Genomic DNA, 17401 nt, shown 5'->3' on the forward strand with positions numbered 1-17401 from the left:
TTAGTTAATATCGTCCCACCATTTAAATCCATCAATTGACAATAATAATTGACTCTTAATCGGTCCATTAGTGCCAGCTCTATAATTAGGGAACGGTGCTTTATCATTGTCCCACACATTTTGTATCACATCTACATATTTCCATGTCGCTTTTAATTCTTCCGAATGTGTAAAGTTTGTTGAATCACCTTTAAGGCAATCGAAGATTAAGTTCTCATATGCATCAACTGTGTTCATTTTATCTTGTGCACTCATTGCGTATGATAATTGTACAGGTTCTGTTTCTATACCTTGAACTTGTTTTTTAGCATTTAAGTGTAGTGAAAGTCCTTCATTAGGTTGAATATTTATAACAAGTAAATTAGATTCTAATTCTGAATCACGTTGGTAATATAAATTCATTGGTACTTCTTTGAATTCAACAACTACTTGAATACCTTTTTTCTTCATTCTTTTACCAGTTCGAATAAAGAATGGTACGCCAGCCCATCTGAAATTATCTATCATTAATTTACCTGCGACGAAAGTAGGGGTATTAGAGTCATCTGCTACTTTATCTTCTTCTCTATAGCTTTTAACTTCTTCACCTTCAATTTTGCCTTTATCATATTGCCCTCTAACAAAGTTCTGTTTGACTTCTGACTCATCTAAAGCTCTAATTGAACGCAATACTTTTACTTTTTCATTTCTAACATCTTCACTGTTTAAACTAATAGGTGGTTCCATTGCTAATAATGCAACCATTTGTAACATATGGTTTTGGAACATATCTTTTAATGCGCCACTATTTTCATAGTATCCGCCTCGATCTTCTACACCTAATATTTCAGATGATGTTACTTGAATATTAGAAATATATTTATTATTCCATAATGGTTCGAACATCGCATTGGCAAATCTTAACACTTCGATGTTCTGTACCATATCTTTACCTAAATAATGGTCGATTCTGTAAATTTCTTCTTCTTTAAATGAACGTCTAATTTGTTCATTTAATTCTTCGGCAGATGCTAAATCTGTGCCGAAAGGTTTTTCAATAATTAAGCGTTTGAAACCGTCAGTATCTGTTAAACCTGAAGACTTTAAGAAATCTGTAACAGTACCAAAGAATTGAGGTGCCATTGCTAAATAAAATAATCGATTACCTTCTAATTGATATTGTTCGTTTAACTCATTTGAAAAAGCTAATAATTCTTCATAACTAGAAGGGTCACTAACATCGTGCGATTGGTAAAACACATGTTCCATAAATTCATCTAACTTTTCTGTATTCTGTACATGTTTCTCTACTGAAGCTTTAATTTCACTTCTGAACTTTTCATTAGTCCAATCCCTTCGACCAACACCGATTATTGCGATATGTTCGTCTAATTGATTTTGTTGATATAAATGAAAAATAGATGGGAATAATTTACGGTGACTTAAATCACCTGTAGCCCCAAATATTGTAATTAAGCATGGAATATTTCTAGTTTCGGTTGTCATTTATTTACCTCGATTCTCTAACTTTTTCACAATTTACAATATTAATTATTATAACATGTTAGTGATTGATATTCTTCAATTTGAACTTTTAAATTTTCAATTTATTCAGTAAGTTGTATAATCAACATCATTTTTATGTATTTTTATAAATCATTGTACGATACATGTTATAATAATAACGTAAGGAGGAAGACGATGGAACTCACATTTTTAGGCACAAGTGCCGGATTACCGACTAAAGAAAGAAATACACAATCAATTGCCTTTAATTGCCTACCTCACGTAAATCAACTATGGTTGTTTGATGTTGGTGAAGCAACGCAACATAGAATATTACATACTGGCATTAAACTTGGCAAAATAAGTCATATATTTATTACGCACTTACATGGTGATCATATATTTGGATTACCTGGATTATTAACAAGTCGTTCCTTCCAAGGTGGTAAAGATAAACCTTTAACAATAATCGGTCCTAAAGGTATAGCCAAGTTTATACAAACGGCATTAGAAATTTCTCAATCAAATTTAAATTATCCGATAACTGTAAATGAATTCAACACTGAAACAGAACTTAATATCGATGGCTTTCATATTAAAGCTTTACCTTTAAAACATGGTATATTATCTGTCGGTTATCGAATCACAGCACCTGATATTGAAGGAAAGCTAGATGTTGAAAAACTTAAAGCTATCGGCATAGAGCCTGGTCCCAAATATCAAGAAGTGAAAGCAAATGAAACTTTTGAATATGAAAATCAAACTTATCAGTCTAAAGATTTCAAAGGTCCTAAGAAAAAGGGTAAAGTGATTACAATCTTTGGTGATACGATGCCATGCCAAAATGAACATATCCTTGCACAAGATGCAGACGTTATTGTTCATGAAACAACATATATCGAAGGCGATAAAAATTTAGCAAATTCATATTATCATAGCCATATTGAAGATGTCTTTCAATTAATGTCTGATGTTCATGTAAAAAAAGGTCTATTCACACATTTATCTAATCGATATGAATTAGAAGATATTCAATCAGTTGAATCATCATTACAGTCAGCAGTTAATCATGACTTTAAATTTGTAAAAGATTATGATCAATTCCAAATATAGAAAAACATCTCATCTTAAAATATATATAAGATGAGATGTTTTTTAAAAGAATATTCAATTAATCTTCATCCGCTTCTGCTAGTTCGATACTTCTCTTAACAGCTGCGTTTAAACAATCTAAGAAAATAGCTTCTATATCATGGTTGCTTAACGCATTTAATCCTGCTTGCGTTGTACCACCTTTAGACGTAATATTTTTTCTTAATTGATCCATTTTTAAATCAGAACGTTCAATCATTTTACCAGTACCAATAATCAGTTCTTTAATGGATTCTTCAACTTGAGATTGCTCAATACCTAATTTAGTACCTGCATTTACATATTGTTCAAATACATGGTATAAGAATGCTGGTCCACTACCTGTGATAGCTGTCACTTGATGTAAGTGGTCTTCTTTAACTTCTAATGCTGTACCGAAAGCTTCAATAAGCATCAATACTTCTTGCTTAGAATTAGGATCGAAGTTTGTAGAGAAGCTGATACCCGTTACTGAATGACCAACGTGCGCATTCGTATTTGGCATAATTCTAGCAATTGGATTATCAACTTGTAAATTATCTCTAATATAACTAATCGGTAAACCAGCCATAATTGAAATGAATTTATTATCACTCGTTATAAAAGGTCTAATCCGTTCAGCTAACTTTAAGAAATCATAAGGTTTTGTACTTAAGAATACATAATCTGCATCTTTTAACAATTCTTCATCATCATAACTATAGCTTACGCCTAAAGTTTCATGATAATTTTCCAATGCTTCTTGATTCGACTTATTTGTTAAATAAATATTTTCAGGTTCAATCGACTTACTGTTAACAATTCCAGTGAATATCGCGTTTGCCATATTACCAGATCCATAAAACACAATTTTCATAATAAAATCACTCACTTCCATATGAATTCATTTTAATTATAAAGAAATATAATCTTATGTCAAAATTGCTTGTATCGTATTTAGTTTTTTTGAAGTGTTATGATACATTATACATAACAATGAATAAAGGGTGAGTTAAATGATCGGTAAACATTATTTATTAACTGGTGCCACAGGTTCACTAGGGGAGAGCTTGATACAATCAATGAATAATCATGGTGCTTTTGTTTCCATAATTGTAAGAAATGAGGATAAGGCCAATCATTTAATTACTAAATATAAAAATATTAAAGAAGTCTTTATATTAGATATGAATGACACGGCGCAAGTCGAACAATATAGTCTTTCACATAACAACATGTATGACGGGATTATTAATAACGCTGGGTTAGGTTACTTTAAATCTAACGAGGCGCATACAAGTAATGAAATTAAAGACATTTATCATACAAATCTCGTCAATTTAATTATTCTTTTGAACCGTATATTACCTTATTTAAAAAGAGGGGCATCAATCGTTAATATATCATCGATTTCTTCTAAAGTGACAACGCCATATGGTAGCCATTATGCAGCGTCAAAAGCAGCTTTGAGTAGTTTTACAAATGCATTCAGACTTGAACGGGAAGATTTACATGTACTCACAGTAAATCCGGGACCTTTCAAATCACAATTTCATGCTAAAGCAGATCCTTCAGGTCACTTTGAAAAGCTCGCATCTCAAATACAACTTAATGTTGAAGATTTGAGCGAACAAATTGTTAAAAGTATGATTAAAAGAAAAATAGAAATAAACGAACCGAAATGGATGGATTTAGGATTGAGATTTTATCAATTAGCACCTCGTACATTTGAAAAATTATTTAAACAAAGTTTTTTAAGTAAAAAGATAGAATAAGAGTCTGGAAAATTTATACTCTCCCAGACTCTTTTCTTTTATTGTAAGTGATTTGTGTATTCAATATTTTTAACGATTGAACGGGCGTGCTTAATTTGAGCTTCTGATAATGTTCCATTATAACTTTGAATACTTTCTGCCAATTGCTCTGGTGAACTTGCACCCGTAATAATAGAGCCAAGTGCATCAAATGATTTCAAATAATTGAATGTAACACTAGATAAGTCATCATATTCTTTATTTAGTTGAGAAATGGTATCGGACAAATCGTTATAATTGTATTCTAACAATCCGTCTTTAAATTTACGATCTAACACTTCGTTTGATTTATGTGTTAATAAACCTTTAGAAACAGGACCTCTTGCTAATATTTTGACACCATGATCATTAATTTTTTCTAATAGATTTTCAGGACGATTATCTAAAATACTAAACTGCATCATAATCGTTTCAATATGACTGTTTTTTAAGTAATAATCGATTACATTGGGTCTGATTGACGAAATGCCATATGCTTTTATGAGACCTTGTTCTTTTAATCTTTCGAATGCTTCTATCGTTTCATCTTTATTATCTTCAATAGTACCGCCATGTAACATATATAAATCTAATTGTTCAAGATCCAATCTTTGTAACGATTCTTTAATGCTTTTCATAATGTGTTCTTTAGAAGGATCCCAAAAGTGTTCTTGTTTATCTTTATCAAAATGATTACCGACTTTTGATCCAATGACGATATCATGTTGATTTTGATATTTTTTCAAAAGTTGACCTACGATTTTTTCATTCTCACCGTAATCATATAAATCAGCAGTATCAAAATATGTTATACCTTGTTTGATTGCTTCATCAACAATTGTTTCTGCATGGTTAATATCTGTTCCTAAACTCATACAACCTAATCCGACTTCTGAAATTTCAATGCCACTTTTCAATGTATTTTTTTGCATATTGAAGCTCCTTTCGCTACACTTTATTTATTAAGTTTACCAGATAAATTATTTTAATGAAAAGAGGCACACTTATAATGAAACTAACTGAAGAAACGATTTCGAAAGAAACGATATATGATGGTCGTATTATTAAGCTAGAAAAACATCAAGTATCACTTCCAGATGGTCAAACGAGTGAACGCGAAGTCGTATTACATAATGGTGCAGTATCTGTATTAGCTATAACACCAGAAAACGAAGTATTAGTGGTGGAACAATATAGAAAGGCAATGGAAAAGACATTAATCGAAATTCCGGCTGGCAAATTAGAAATAGGTGAGGAACGTGAGTCAGCTGCACTTAGAGAATTAGAAGAAGAAACAGGATACGTCGCAGATAAACTCGAACTTATTGGTGAAGTTTATGGATGCCCAGGGTTCTGTAATGAAAAAGTAAGTATTTATATCGCTAAAGATTTAAAAGAAGGAAAAGTAAATTTAGATGAAGATGAATTCTTAAATTTAACTAAAATTTCAATCAATCAAATACAGTCATTATTATCAGAACATAAAATTGAAGATGCCAAAACAATGATTGCCTTCCAATACTTATTATTAAATTATAATCATTCTAAATAAAAAGATATTTTTTCTTGCTTTTTGAGAAGATTATTGGTATTTTAGTATACGAATACATTACTAATTGATAATGATTATTTTTTAGAAAGAAGGTGTCAAGTTGGAAGAACGCATACAACGTGTGAAAGAACAATTACACAAAGCTTCCTACAAACTAACTCCGCAAAGAGAAGCGACAGTTAGAGTATTACTTGAGAATGAAGCCGATCACTTAAGTGCAGAGGATGTTTACCTAAAAGTTAAAGATAAGGCACCTGAGATTGGTCTCGCAACAGTGTATCGTACATTAGAACTTTTAGCAGAATTAAAAGTAGTCGACAAAATTAACTTTGGCGATGGTGTTGCTAGATTCGATTTAAGAAAAGAAGGGGCAAAACATTTCCACCACCATATGGTATGTATGGAATGTGGTGCAGTTGATGAAATCGAAGAAGATTTATTAGAAGACGTAGAACGTCGAGTTGAAAAAGAATTTAACTTTAAAATTTTAGACCATCGATTAACTTTTCATGGTATTTGTCATAGATGTCACGAAGAATAAATCTATAATGGACGTTACTAAATGAAGTTTTATACTGATTTTAGTGATGTCTTTTTTTATGGTAAAATAATGACAACAATGAGGTGAATTCATGGAACAAATCATAAATGAGTTTATAGATTTTATTAGATTAGAAAAAGGCTTGAGTCAAAATACAATCCAATCGTATCAAAGAGATTTAAAACAATATAACCAATACATAACAGAACATAAAATTAGCCATATAGACAACATTGATCGTATAGTGATACAAAAATATTTTGCACATCTTAAACAAGAAGGTAAGTCAGCTAAAACAATTGCGAGATTGGCAGCGACGATTAGAAGCTTTCATCAATTTGCGATTAGAGAAAAATACGCCGTTAAAGACCCAACAATATTGATTGAAACACCTAAATACGAACAAAAACTTCCAGATGTATTGAGTGAAGATGAAGTGAATCAACTATTAACATTTACACATATTACAAATCCTAGAGATGAACGAGACCGTACGATGCTTGAACTCTTATATGGCACGGGCGTTCGTGTAAGTGAATTGATTCAATTAAATGTAGAAGACGTCAATTTAACGATGGGATTTATTAGAGTCTTTGGTAAAGGAAATAAAGAACGAATCGTACCGCTTGGTGAACATTTAATGGGCATTTTAAGAAACTACATCCAAGAAGTTAGACCAAATTTATTGAAGAAACATGTTACAGATATATTATTCTTAAATGCACGTGGTACAGCTTTAACGCGACAAGGATTTTGGAAAATACTAAAAAAAATCGGCTTAGAAAAAGGGATAACGAAGACTTTAACACCTCATACTTTAAGGCATTCTTTTGCGACGCATTTGCTTGAAAATGGTGCGGACTTGAGGGCAGTGCAAGAAATGCTCGGACATTCCGACATTTCTACAACACAACTTTACACACACATCTCTAAAAAACAAATACGCGAGATGTATTTAACGTATCACCCTAGAGCCAAGAAGGAGAAGAATAATGAAGAACAATAAACAACAACATGAATCAAAAAAATATGTCACATTAGCAATTTTATTAACATTTGCTGTCGCATGGGGTCTCATTTATTGGTTATTTATTGTCTAGCGTGACGTTGCTTATATGCTGAAATACGACTTTCAATCACTTCAGTACGATCTCTTAGTAGATGATGGTGTTTAATATAATCTGATACATCTGTATTATAATTAAATTCAAAATCATCAAACGAACTTTCTAAAGCACGATAGCTTGCATCTGTTAAAGGGAGTTGAATATTTTCATAAGGATGACCTTGCTCAATGCGCATGATTTGTGAATGAATTAAAGATTGAAATGATGCTTTTTCAATACCTAAATGGCTAAAGTCATCATTTAATTCTGCAATTTGTAATGCTTTTTTATAAGTTTTTAGCGCACCTTTCGTATTATCACGTCTATAGTGGTAACACGCTGTAGAGAACAATATTAAACTTACAATTGCATCATGTTTACTAAATTGAGTTTGATCTTTCCAATGATCTTCTAATATATCGTGACATTCAAAATAATGTCTTAAGACATGGAAATGATAGTGAAATGACATTATTTGTGTTTCCATTTAAAATCCCTCTCAGCATAGAATATTTATACGTAATCATGGTATAATAATTTTTAGATTTATGCACGTAAAAGGAATAGAAATGAGGAAGTTTTAAATGTATGAAGTAAAACTTGATGCCTTTGAAGGACCTTTGGATTTATTACTTCATTTAATACAAAAATACGAAATAGATATTTATGATATTCCAATGAAGGAACTAACCGAGCAATACTTAAGTTATATACATCAAATGAAAATATTAGAAATAAATGTAGCGAGTGAATATTTAGTTATGGCATCAGAGTTATTGATGATCAAAAGCAAATTATTACTACCTACACAACCATCAGATATTGATGAATTTGAAGATGATCCAAGGGACGATTTAGTTAGACAATTAATCGAATACCAAAATTATAAAGAATATGCTGAATTATTAAATCATAAAAAACAAGACAGAGAACAAATATTCATCAAAAAGCCAGCAGATTTATCCAAATTTGAAGCCGTTCATGACAAACGTGCACCTTTAGATTTAGATATGACGGATTTAATTATTGCATACCAACGTACTAAACGTAGACAAAGATTTAATAAACCTCAGAATGTCACAGTTAATGAAGATAGTTATACGATTGAAATGGCAACAGCTTCAATACAAGCACAACTTGCCCATCATAAGAGTTATAAATTTTTCGAAACATTACCTTCTGATTTATCTACAAATGTATTGGTAACGTTGTTCTTGGCAATATTGGAAATGATGAAATTAAGACAAATTGATGTATTCCAACAATATCAATTTGGAGAAATAACTATAAATCGAGGCGTAAATTATGTCAGTGAGTAAATTAGGATTATTAGAAGGATTATTATATTCATTAGGTGATGAAGGCATTGAAATCAATCAGTTATGTGAGTTATTAGAATTAACACCATCACAATTAAAAGATTTAGCAAATGAATATGAACGCGAAACATTACAAATTATTTTTTACGGTAATAAATGCATTCTTACTGCAAAGCCAATTATGCATGAATATCTTGAAAAATTAATGATAGATAATATGAATACAAAATTATCACAAGCTGCGTTAGAAACATTATCTATTATTGCATACAATCAACCTGTTACAAGAAGCGATATAGAAGTGATACGTGGTGTGAATTCAGATGCATCTGTAAAGACTTTAATTGCTAAAGGTGTCGTTGAATCGAAACATAATGATCAATCTAGAAGCCAATTATTGTATACGACAGATTACTTTTTAAATGTATTTGGACTAACTTCTTTAGACGAATTACCTAAATCAACAAATGAAGAAAATGAACAAGAAGAAATGGATTTGTTTTTTAGTAGCATGAACGAAAAACAAAACAATGAGGAGCAATCATAATGAGTGAAGAATTAGAGAGATTACAAAAAGTTATTGCAAAAAGTGGATATACGTCACGTAGAAAAGCAGAAAAATTAATAGAAGAAGGACTTGTATATGTTAATCATAAACAAGTGACAGAACTTGGAACTAAAGTGAAAGATTCTGATTATATCGAAGTAGAAGGTATTCCATTAGAAATGCCAGATAAGCTATATATTTTATTCCATAAACCAACCAAAGTGATTACAAGTGTATCTGACGATAAAGGAAGAGCCGTGGTGACAGATTATTTTAAAGATATTAAGACGAGAATTTTCCCAGTAGGAAGATTAGATTATGACACATCTGGTTTATTAATTTTAACGAATGATGGTGAGTTTACAAATTTAATGACCCATCCTCGTTATAAAATTCAAAAGAAATATGTAGCAAAATTAAAAGGCTATTTACTTAGAGAAGAAGTAAAACAATTGGAAAAAGGTATACAACTAGAAGATGGATTGACACAACCTGCAATTGTAAAAGTAAAAAGTCAAGACAGAGAGCGTAATGTAACGCATGTAGAAATTACGATTACTGAAGGTAGAAATAGACAGGTTAGAAGAATGTTTAGTCATTTTGGACATGAGGTTATTAAACTTACGAGAGTAGAATATGGTCCACTTAATTTAAAAGGCTTAAATGCTGGTCAGGGCAGAACATTATCACCTCATGAAATCAAAGTTTTAAGACATTTGGCACAAGAAGGTAAATAATCTGTAAACGTTCACAATAATGCCACTAATCTGCTTTTTAGTCATGATATACTAAACAAAACACCATAACATTGCATATGTATGGTTTTTTTATTGTGTTAGGGAGGATTTTAAATGAAAAAAAAACAGAAGACTGTACTCCAAATTGTTATAACAGCAGTAATCTTAATTGCAATTATATTTACAGTATGGTCCAGTCTTACGAAAGATAAAGATAAAGTAGCGCAAGTTGGAGATGATGCGCCACTTTTTGAACTCCAAACAGTTGATGGGAAAAAGGTTAATTTAAAAGACTTACGTGGGAAAGGTGTTTTAATTAACTTTTGGGGGACTTGGTGTGAACCTTGTAAACGTGAAATGCCTGAGTTAGAAAGACAATATCAAAACTACAAAGACAAAGGTGTTGAAGTCGTTGCGATACATGTCAGAAATAATCCTCAACAAATCAAACAATATTTAAGTTCGTTAAAAAAAACACCAACATTCACAGTTGCGATGGATAACGATAATTTAGTAACAGATGCATATGGTATCAATCCATTACCAACTACGATAACGGTTGATAAAGATGGTAAAATAAAAACAAAGCATACTGGTGAACTTTCTAAAAAGCAAATCATAGAAGAAATGGAAAAGGTCAAAGTGAAATAGAGGGGGATTTAAAGTGAGCAACAAGCAAATTGTTTGTGAGTGCGGGCATAAGAACCCAGAAGGAACTCAATTATGCTTAAACTGTGGTCGCTTAATAAATGACGACTATGATAAGAAAAAGACAACCGACGTTATGCGTTACGATGGGCAAGCGATACGTTCGAAAACAAAAAACAGAACAATATTAGATCGCATATGGAATTTCTTCGCTTCAATCAAAACAGGTGTTACGTTACTCGTATTAACGGTTATTGCAGCTTCAATTGGAACAATATTCCCACAAGAATATTTCATTCCAATGAATGTGAATCCAGAACAATATTATTATGAACATTATGGTTCTCTAGGATTACTATATTATAAACTTGGATTCCACAATTTATATAGTTCATGGTGGTTCTTAATTCTGTTAGGTTTAGTAGCATTCTCTATTATTACATCAAGTATTGATAGAGGGATACCTTTACATAAATCTTTGAAAAATCAAAGAACGAAAAAGCACAGTTCATTCTATAAACGTCAAAGATTAAACTCACATTCAGATGATCAAGTTAATCTAGATGAAATAAGTCAATCTTTTAAAGATAAAAGATACAAAGTTAAACAAGATGGGAATCATATCTTACTTGAAAAAGGACGTTTATCTAGATACGGTCCTTATATCAACCATACTGGTTTAATCATTTTATTATTTGGGGCAATGTTAAGATTCTTACCAGGCTTTTACTTAGATGATATGGTCTATGTGAAAGAAGGAGAAACTAAACCAGTACCTGGTACAGATAGAGGCTATTATATAAAAAATAATGACTTTATATATGAAGAATATGATCAAAAATCTCAATCCAATACAAACCCTGAATCAATTGACCCAAGTTTAAACAAAATTGCTAAGAACTACGAAACAAAAGCTACTTTGTATAAAAACAGTCAAGAAGAAGTGATTGGGTCAGATGCTAATCTAAAAGAAGTCGCTTCAGATTCAATTAAAGTCAATCATCCGTTGAAATATGATCACTTACAATTTTATCAAAGTAGCTTTGACAACTCGTTGTTAAAAGATATGACATTTAACTTAAAAACAAAAGATGGTAAACCTTTAGGAAAACCATTTACAGTTAATTTGGAAAGTCCGAAAAAGACTTATAAAATAACAGATGATTTAACAGTTAAGTTAAGAAGTTATGCACCCGATTACGAAAAAATAGAAAATGGTGTACTTGCAACTAAATCTCCAAATCCAAATAATCCAGCTTTTGTGTTTGAAGTAACTGATAAAGGTAAACAATCAGAATTTAGTTTCTTAAGAATTAAAGAATCACAAGATATATCTAAAGATAATAAATACGATGTGAAATTTGCGAATGCAACAAATCAATGGGCAACAGTGTTGGCAGTGAAGAAAGACTTAACACTTCCAATATTATTTACAGGTTTCGTTATCTTCTTATTAGGTTTAGCAGTTGGATCATATATTAACCATAGACGTATTTGGATTAATACTGATAACGGTGAATTTAATATCGCTGCACATACAAATAAGAATTATTATGGTTTCTCAAAAGAGATTAACCAAGTCTTAGATAAACATCACATTTCACATATAGAAGATACTAAACAAGACATTCACGAAAGTAAGGAGGCAAACAATGGATAAAGATATGTTTTTAAATATTAGTAATATTAGTTTATATTCTGCATTTATTTTATACTTAGTTGCGATTGTCCCATATTCATTTTCAATCCGTTCACCTAAGAAAAGAGCAGAAAAAGTAGGGGTGACATTAACTGTCATCGGCTTTGTATTACAAATTCTATACTTTATTACTAGATGGATTGCTGCGGGACATGCACCAGTAAGTAATATGTATGAATTCTTAACGATGTTTGGCATTATGATGGTAGGTGGCTTCCTCGTTATTTACTCTATATATAAGACACCTATTTTAGCGCTATTCGTATTACCAATTGCGATGTTGTTAATTGCATATGCAAGTATGTTCTCTAGAGATGTTTCGCCGTTAATTCCTGCGTTACAATCTAGTTGGTTAGCAATTCACGTTATAACAGTAACGATTTCATATGGTATTTTATCAATCAGCTGTATAGCAGGATTAATTTATTTATTTGCAGCTGTTAGTCCAGAAGAAAAATCTATACATAGTTTCTTTGTAGAAGTCATTATGTATTTCATTGTTATTGTAATTGGGTTTATATTAACAACGATTATTATGAAAGATATCGTTGGTTACGATGACACTTATTTCTTTATCGATAAAAATGATAATAACTCTGTTCAACATTATCATCTTCCAGCATTTGTAACACAACAAGATAGTTTACTTGTAGATCATGTTTCTGGTAGTGATTATGAACCAAAAGAAAGAACAGATATCTTAAAATGGAGCAAGATTGAATTACCTGCTGTTATCAATTCACAAAAATTAAACACAGTCGTTTGGTCAATTGTAGTTGGTACGGTCTTGTATGGTATACTAAGATTGATTTTGAAAGGCAAGACTTTGTTTAGTCTTATCAAACCACTTACGAAAAAAGTCAATCTATCCTTGATGGATGAAATAGGATATCGTTCAGTAATCATTGGCTTCCCATTATTTGCACTTGGCGGAATATTATTCGCTAGTATCTGGGCACAAATGGCTTGGAGTAGATATTGGGGCTGGGATCCTAAAGAAGTTTGGGCGCTTATAACATTCTTATATTATGCGATATTCTTACATTTAAGATTAGGTAAAGGTTGGGAAGGCAGAAAATCAGCATGGTTAGCTGTTGGTGGCCTTGCAATCATTCTATTTAATGTTATTGCCGTTAACTTAATAGTAGCTGGTTTACATTCTTATGCTTAAAAAATGCTAGAAGGGAGTCAACGAAGCATGACAGATCGTATTTTAGTAGTAGATGATGAAGATAGAATTCGAAAATTAGTTAAAATGTATCTCGAAAGAGAAGGTTATGAGACTGATGAAGCGGATAATGGCCAAGATGCCTTAGATAAAGCTTTAAATGAAGATTATGACTGCATATTGTTAGACTTAATGTTACCTGAAATAGATGGAATTGAAGTTTGTAAGAGAGTAAGAGAAACAAAATCAACACCTATTATTATGCTAACAGCTAAAGGTGAAGAAAATAATCGCGTTGAAGGTTTTGAAATTGGGGCAGATGATTATATCGTCAAACCATTTTCACCTAGAGAAGTTGTCTTACGTGTAAAAGCATTACTAAGACGTACAACGAATCATTCAATGGTTAATCAAACTAATACAGCTAAAGATTTAATTGTATTTGAAAACTTAGTCATTGATAATGACGCACATCGTGTATTAGCAGATCAAAAAGAAGTGAATTTAACGCCTAAAGAGTATGAATTATTATTATATTTAGCAAAATCACCTGATAAAGTATTTGATAGAGAACAACTGTTAAAAGAAGTTTGGCACTATGAATTTTATGGTGATTTAAGAACAGTTGATACGCATGTTAAAAGATTGCGTGAAAAGTTAAATAGAGTTTCTGAAGATGCTGCACAAATGATTCATACTGTATGGGGCGTCGGTTATAAGTTTGAGGTTCCTGAATAATGAATCGGTTAAATAGTGTTGTTGTAAAACTGTGGTTATCTATTATTTTAATAGTAACGACAGTTTTACTTTTATTAAGCGGATTTCTTATAACTTTCTTACAATCTTATAATACATCTACTACAGGTGAAAATTTGTATAATAATGCAAGCAAAATAGAACGTTTATTACTGAGTTCACATGAAAAAGCTTCAGCTATCGATTATGCAAGAGAACTCGTTGAAGATCCAGCCGGACTCATTATCGTTAAAAATAGCGATGATCTAACAGCAAAGTCTGAAGATCCGTTAAAAGAAGTTATGATCAACGAGATTAGAACAAATCATGCATTCGATAAAGTGTTTAACGAAGATAAACATGTATTGAAAGAAATCAATTTAACTTATAACAGTGAAAAACATCAATATATTTTATTAGGATATCCTTCTCAAGCTTTTCCTGAAGAAGATGCAGGTATCTTTTTATTCCAAGATATCAATTCTATTAAAGAAGCTCAAAATGTCGTCACACTTAGTATACTTGTTTCAGCCATTATATTATTAATCGTGAGTACGGTCTTTGCATTCTTCCTTTCAAACAGAATAACGAAACCTTTAATTCAACTGAAACATGCTGCCTTTAAAGTTGCTAAAGGTCACTATACTGAAAAAGTACCAATTTATACGCGTGATGAAATAGGCGAGCTCGGTTTAGCATTTAATAAAATGAGTAAAGATATACGTACTAACATAGATGATGTTAAATCAAAAAATAATATACAAGAAAAACTCATTAATTCAATGATAGATGGTGTGCTAGGCATCAATGATAAGAATGAAATCATTATTTCTAACTCCAAAGCTGACACATTCTTAAAAGAAGTAAAAGAGTTTAATCATGTTGATATATCTACTCAAAGAAATGACACATTTAAAGAAAAGAATACGCAGTTTTTCGAATACGAATTGGGTCATAAATATTATGTCGTGATATCAACATATATCGATAGTATTCAAAATGATGGTTCATCAGGTATAGTCGTAATCATTCGTGATATGACAGACGAACACCATATGGATCAAATGAAAAAAGACTTTATCGCAAGTGTTTCACACGAATTAAGAACACCAATTTCTATGTTACAAGGTTATACTGAGGCAATTGTTGATGGTATTGTAACAGAGAAGAAAGATGTAGATGATTTCTTATATATTATTTTAGATGAGTCTAAAAGACTAAGTAGATTGATAAATGAATTATTAGAAGTCGCAAAAATGGATGCTGAAGGTATTAAAGTTCATTTAGATGACTTTAATATTTCTACATTAATGAACAAAATTGATACTAAATTCTTACCACAAGCAAGAGAAAATGGTTTGAATTTATCCGTTAAACATATTGGAAATCTTACAAATTGGTATGGTGATAGTGATCGTGTCGAGCAGATTTTAACAAATTTAATCGATAACGCGATTAGATACACACATCAAAATGATTCTATTAATGTCGTCTTTGATGATACAGATGAAGAAGACTTTGTTATAACTGTCCAAGATAGTGGCGTAGGTATTGCTAAGGAACATTTAGAACAAATATTTGATCGTTTTTATAAAGTTGACGCTTCTCGCACGAGAGGTAAACACGGAACAGGACTTGGCCTCTTTATCGTCCAAAAAATTATAGATGCACATCATGGTACGATTAAAGTTGATAGTAAAGAGGGTGAAGGTACTCAATTTACAATAACTTTACCAAAAGTTTAAATTGTTGAGTTATTTAGATGAAAATACCTGACCAATGTGCTAATATATATTTTGTAATTAAAACTAAATAAAAAATTCATCTTCGGGGTTTGGTGTAATTCCATACCGGCGGTTAAAGCCCGCGACCCAATATATGTATGTATATTGGCTGACTTAGTGAAATTCTAAGGCCGACAGTTAAAGTCTGGATGGGAGAAGATGGAGGGAAAATCTAGTCTTGACTAGGTTTATTTTGCGATAATTTTTCCTCCTATTCTTACGAGATGAATAGGAGGTATTTATATGTCTAACGATAACAAAACAAAACGCTTACTCACTGTAAGTATGCTCATCGCAATCAGCTTTATTTTGATGTTTTTGAAATTTCCATTACCATTTTTACCACCATATTTAACAATGGATTTCAGTGATATTCCTGTGCTTGTCGCAACATTTGCGTTTGGTCCAGTTTCAGGTATATTAGTAGCATTATTTAAAAACGTATTGAATTTCTTAATTGTGTCTCATGAACCGATTGGAAATACGGCTAACTTTTTAGCATCAATATGTCTCGTAATTCCGACTTATTATTTCTATCGCATGAAAAAAACAAAATTATTTATGGGATATGGATTAGCAGTTGGTACAATCTTGATGACAATACTTATGAGTTTAATGAATTACTTTGTTCTATTACCTTTATACGGACAAATTATGAATCTTGCAGATATCGCACATAATTTAAAATTAATCGTATCTGCCGGTATTATTCCATTCAATTTAATTAAAGGTATTGTCATTTCAGTCATATACATTTTAATATTTGATAAACTTAAATCTATTATAAAATAAAGAAAGGCTAGGACCTCGCGTCCTAGCCTTTCTCATATATATTATTCGAACTTAAGTGCGTCTCCGTCGAATGATTCATCTGCTATTTTAATTGAATCTGTCGGACAACCTTCGAAAGCATCTTCCATATCTTCTAATAATTCCTCTGGGACAGCTTCGATTCCCTTATTGTCGTCTAGTATTACGTAGGCGATTCCCTCATCATCATAGTCGTATATATCAGGGGCAGCTGCTCCACATGCGCCACATGCTATACATGTATCCATATCTACTATTGTGTATTTAGCCAAAATTTTCGCCTCCTTTAAAAAACATGCTACACTTATTATACATACTTATTTTAGTGATAACACTTATATATTTCAACATATTTATGTTATTTGAG

At 31.5% G+C, this 17401-nt stretch carries 19 protein-coding genes and 1 riboswitch; of the genes, 14 read left to right on the plus strand and 5 right to left on the minus strand.

Annotated features, from left to right (window positions below):
* Complete coding sequence (gene zwf / locus CD035_RS13315; protein ID WP_048539752.1) at positions 1 to 1485, minus strand: glucose-6-phosphate dehydrogenase; 1485 nt, start codon at positions 1483 to 1485, stop codon at positions 1 to 3.
* Positions 1486 to 1680: 195 nt separating this feature from the next.
* Here zwf and rnz point away from each other — a divergent pair, with 195 nt between their 5' ends.
* Positions 1681 to 2598 (plus strand): ribonuclease Z, encoded by a 918-nt coding sequence (rnz, locus tag CD035_RS13320; protein ID WP_048539753.1) that lies wholly within the window; start codon positions 1681 to 1683, stop codon positions 2596 to 2598.
* A gap of 58 nt (positions 2599 to 2656) precedes the next feature.
* Here rnz and proC read toward each other — a convergent pair whose 3' ends face one another.
* Positions 2657 to 3472 (minus strand): pyrroline-5-carboxylate reductase, encoded by an 816-nt coding sequence (proC, locus tag CD035_RS13325; protein WP_048539754.1) that lies wholly within the window; start codon positions 3470 to 3472, stop codon positions 2657 to 2659.
* Between the two features lie 139 nt (positions 3473 to 3611).
* On the opposite strand from proC, the gene CD035_RS13330 reads away from it, so the two are divergent.
* Entirely contained in the window at positions 3612 to 4370 is a 759-nt protein-coding gene (locus tag CD035_RS13330; protein ID WP_048539755.1) for an SDR family NAD(P)-dependent oxidoreductase, read from the plus strand.
* A 38-nt stretch (positions 4371 to 4408) separates the two neighbouring features.
* Here CD035_RS13330 and CD035_RS13335 read toward each other — a convergent pair whose 3' ends face one another.
* A complete protein-coding gene (locus CD035_RS13335) occupies positions 4409 to 5320 on the minus strand; it encodes an aldo/keto reductase (protein ID WP_048539756.1) in 912 nt (303 codons plus the stop codon).
* A 77-nt stretch (positions 5321 to 5397) separates the two neighbouring features.
* Between CD035_RS13335 and CD035_RS13340 the strand changes: the two genes are divergently transcribed.
* The 3 genes from CD035_RS13340 to xerD all read left to right on the plus strand — a co-directional run bounded on the left by CD035_RS13340 (position 5398) and on the right by xerD (position 7487).
* Positions 5398 to 5940, plus strand: coding sequence for an NUDIX hydrolase (locus tag CD035_RS13340; RefSeq protein WP_048539757.1), 543 nt, complete (start codon positions 5398 to 5400; stop codon positions 5938 to 5940).
* A gap of 100 nt (positions 5941 to 6040) precedes the next feature.
* Complete coding sequence (gene fur, locus CD035_RS13345; RefSeq protein ID WP_025907044.1) at positions 6041 to 6481, plus strand: ferric iron uptake transcriptional regulator; 441 nt, start codon at positions 6041 to 6043, stop codon at positions 6479 to 6481.
* A gap of 91 nt (positions 6482 to 6572) precedes the next feature.
* Positions 6573 to 7487, plus strand: a complete 915-nt coding sequence (gene xerD, locus CD035_RS13350; protein ID WP_048539758.1) for a site-specific tyrosine recombinase XerD — start codon at positions 6573 to 6575, stop codon at positions 7485 to 7487.
* 83 nt (positions 7488 to 7570) lie between these two features.
* Here xerD and CD035_RS13355 read toward each other — a convergent pair whose 3' ends face one another.
* Complete coding sequence (locus CD035_RS13355) at positions 7571 to 8074, minus strand: DUF309 domain-containing protein (protein ID WP_048539759.1); 504 nt, start codon at positions 8072 to 8074, stop codon at positions 7571 to 7573.
* Between the two features lie 97 nt (positions 8075 to 8171).
* Between CD035_RS13355 and CD035_RS13360 the strand changes: the two genes are divergently transcribed.
* From CD035_RS13360 to CD035_RS13400, 9 genes are all read left to right on the plus strand, one after another.
* Positions 8172 to 8906, plus strand: a complete 735-nt coding sequence (locus tag CD035_RS13360; protein WP_048539760.1) for a segregation and condensation protein A — start codon at positions 8172 to 8174, stop codon at positions 8904 to 8906.
* The gene (gene scpB / locus CD035_RS13365; protein ID WP_048539761.1) at positions 8893 to 9453 is read left to right on the plus strand and encodes an SMC-Scp complex subunit ScpB; all 561 of its coding nucleotides are present in this window, start codon (positions 8893 to 8895) and stop codon (positions 9451 to 9453) included. The genes CD035_RS13360 and scpB overlap by 14 nt, the downstream gene beginning before the upstream one ends.
* Positions 9453 to 10190: a pseudouridine synthase gene (locus CD035_RS13370; RefSeq protein ID WP_048539762.1), complete on the plus strand. Its 738-nt coding sequence runs from the start codon at positions 9453 to 9455 to the stop codon at positions 10188 to 10190. Before scpB ends, CD035_RS13370 begins: the two co-directional genes overlap by 1 nt.
* Before the next feature lie 114 nt (positions 10191 to 10304).
* Positions 10305 to 10841: a thiol-disulfide oxidoreductase ResA gene (gene resA, locus CD035_RS13375; protein ID WP_048539763.1), complete on the plus strand. Its 537-nt coding sequence runs from the start codon at positions 10305 to 10307 to the stop codon at positions 10839 to 10841.
* Between the two features lie 13 nt (positions 10842 to 10854).
* The gene (resB, locus tag CD035_RS13380) at positions 10855 to 12498 is read left to right on the plus strand and encodes a cytochrome c biogenesis protein ResB (protein ID WP_048539764.1); all 1644 of its coding nucleotides are present in this window, start codon (positions 10855 to 10857) and stop codon (positions 12496 to 12498) included.
* The gene (gene ccsB, locus CD035_RS13385) at positions 12491 to 13708 is read left to right on the plus strand and encodes a c-type cytochrome biogenesis protein CcsB (RefSeq protein ID WP_048539765.1); all 1218 of its coding nucleotides are present in this window, start codon (positions 12491 to 12493) and stop codon (positions 13706 to 13708) included. The genes resB and ccsB overlap by 8 nt, the downstream gene beginning before the upstream one ends.
* Positions 13709 to 13735: 27 nt before the next feature.
* Positions 13736 to 14443 carry a response regulator transcription factor gene (locus CD035_RS13390; RefSeq protein ID WP_025907062.1) on the plus strand — a complete coding sequence of 236 codons (708 nt, stop codon included), beginning with the start codon at positions 13736 to 13738 and terminating at the stop codon, positions 14441 to 14443.
* Positions 14443 to 16185, plus strand: a complete 1743-nt coding sequence (locus CD035_RS13395) for an ATP-binding protein (RefSeq protein WP_080964635.1) — start codon at positions 14443 to 14445, stop codon at positions 16183 to 16185. Before CD035_RS13390 ends, CD035_RS13395 begins: the two co-directional genes overlap by 1 nt.
* A gap of 74 nt (positions 16186 to 16259) precedes the next feature.
* Positions 16260 to 16389, plus strand: a riboswitch (FMN riboswitch).
* A gap of 78 nt (positions 16390 to 16467) precedes the next feature.
* Entirely contained in the window at positions 16468 to 17016 is a 549-nt protein-coding gene (locus CD035_RS13400) for an ECF transporter S component (RefSeq protein WP_048539767.1), read from the plus strand.
* Positions 17017 to 17057: 41 nt separating this feature from the next.
* Here CD035_RS13400 and CD035_RS13405 read toward each other — a convergent pair whose 3' ends face one another.
* On the minus strand, positions 17058 to 17306 hold the full coding sequence (locus CD035_RS13405; RefSeq protein WP_016913182.1) for a ferredoxin: 249 nt from the start codon (positions 17304 to 17306) through the stop codon (positions 17058 to 17060).
* Positions 17307 to 17401: the final 95 nt, after the last annotated feature.

The sequence above is a fragment of the Mammaliicoccus sciuri genome (genome assembly GCF_002901825.1).
Classification (GTDB): domain Bacteria; phylum Bacillota; class Bacilli; order Staphylococcales; family Staphylococcaceae; genus Mammaliicoccus; species Mammaliicoccus sciuri.

Excerpts from the sequence above, each read along its gene's own strand:
- zwf (WP_048539752.1), bottom strand. The coding sequence starts at position 1,485 with ATGACAACCGAAACTAGAAATATTCCATGCTTAATTACAATATTTGGG.
- rnz (WP_048539753.1), top strand. The coding sequence starts at position 1,681 with ATGGAACTCACATTTTTAGGCACAAGTGCCGGATTACCGACTAAAGAA.
- proC (WP_048539754.1), bottom strand. The coding sequence starts at position 3,472 with ATGAAAATTGTGTTTTATGGATCTGGTAATATGGCAAACGCGATATTC.
- CD035_RS13330 (WP_048539755.1), top strand. The coding sequence starts at position 3,612 with ATGATCGGTAAACATTATTTATTAACTGGTGCCACAGGTTCACTAGGG.
- CD035_RS13335 (WP_048539756.1), bottom strand. The coding sequence starts at position 5,320 with ATGCAAAAAAATACATTGAAAAGTGGCATTGAAATTTCAGAAGTCGGA.
- CD035_RS13340 (WP_048539757.1), top strand. The coding sequence starts at position 5,398 with ATGAAACTAACTGAAGAAACGATTTCGAAAGAAACGATATATGATGGT.
- xerD (WP_048539758.1), top strand. The coding sequence starts at position 6,573 with ATGGAACAAATCATAAATGAGTTTATAGATTTTATTAGATTAGAAAAA.
- CD035_RS13355 (WP_048539759.1), bottom strand. The coding sequence starts at position 8,074 with ATGGAAACACAAATAATGTCATTTCACTATCATTTCCATGTCTTAAGA.
- CD035_RS13360 (WP_048539760.1), top strand. The coding sequence starts at position 8,172 with ATGTATGAAGTAAAACTTGATGCCTTTGAAGGACCTTTGGATTTATTA.
- scpB (WP_048539761.1), top strand. The coding sequence starts at position 8,893 with ATGTCAGTGAGTAAATTAGGATTATTAGAAGGATTATTATATTCATTA.
- CD035_RS13370 (WP_048539762.1), top strand. The coding sequence starts at position 9,453 with ATGAGTGAAGAATTAGAGAGATTACAAAAAGTTATTGCAAAAAGTGGA.
- resA (WP_048539763.1), top strand. The coding sequence starts at position 10,305 with ATGAAAAAAAAACAGAAGACTGTACTCCAAATTGTTATAACAGCAGTA.
- ccsB (WP_048539765.1), top strand. The coding sequence starts at position 12,491 with ATGGATAAAGATATGTTTTTAAATATTAGTAATATTAGTTTATATTCT.
- CD035_RS13390 (WP_025907062.1), top strand. The coding sequence starts at position 13,736 with ATGACAGATCGTATTTTAGTAGTAGATGATGAAGATAGAATTCGAAAA.
- CD035_RS13395 (WP_080964635.1), top strand. The coding sequence starts at position 14,443 with ATGAATCGGTTAAATAGTGTTGTTGTAAAACTGTGGTTATCTATTATT.
- CD035_RS13400 (WP_048539767.1), top strand. The coding sequence starts at position 16,468 with ATGTCTAACGATAACAAAACAAAACGCTTACTCACTGTAAGTATGCTC.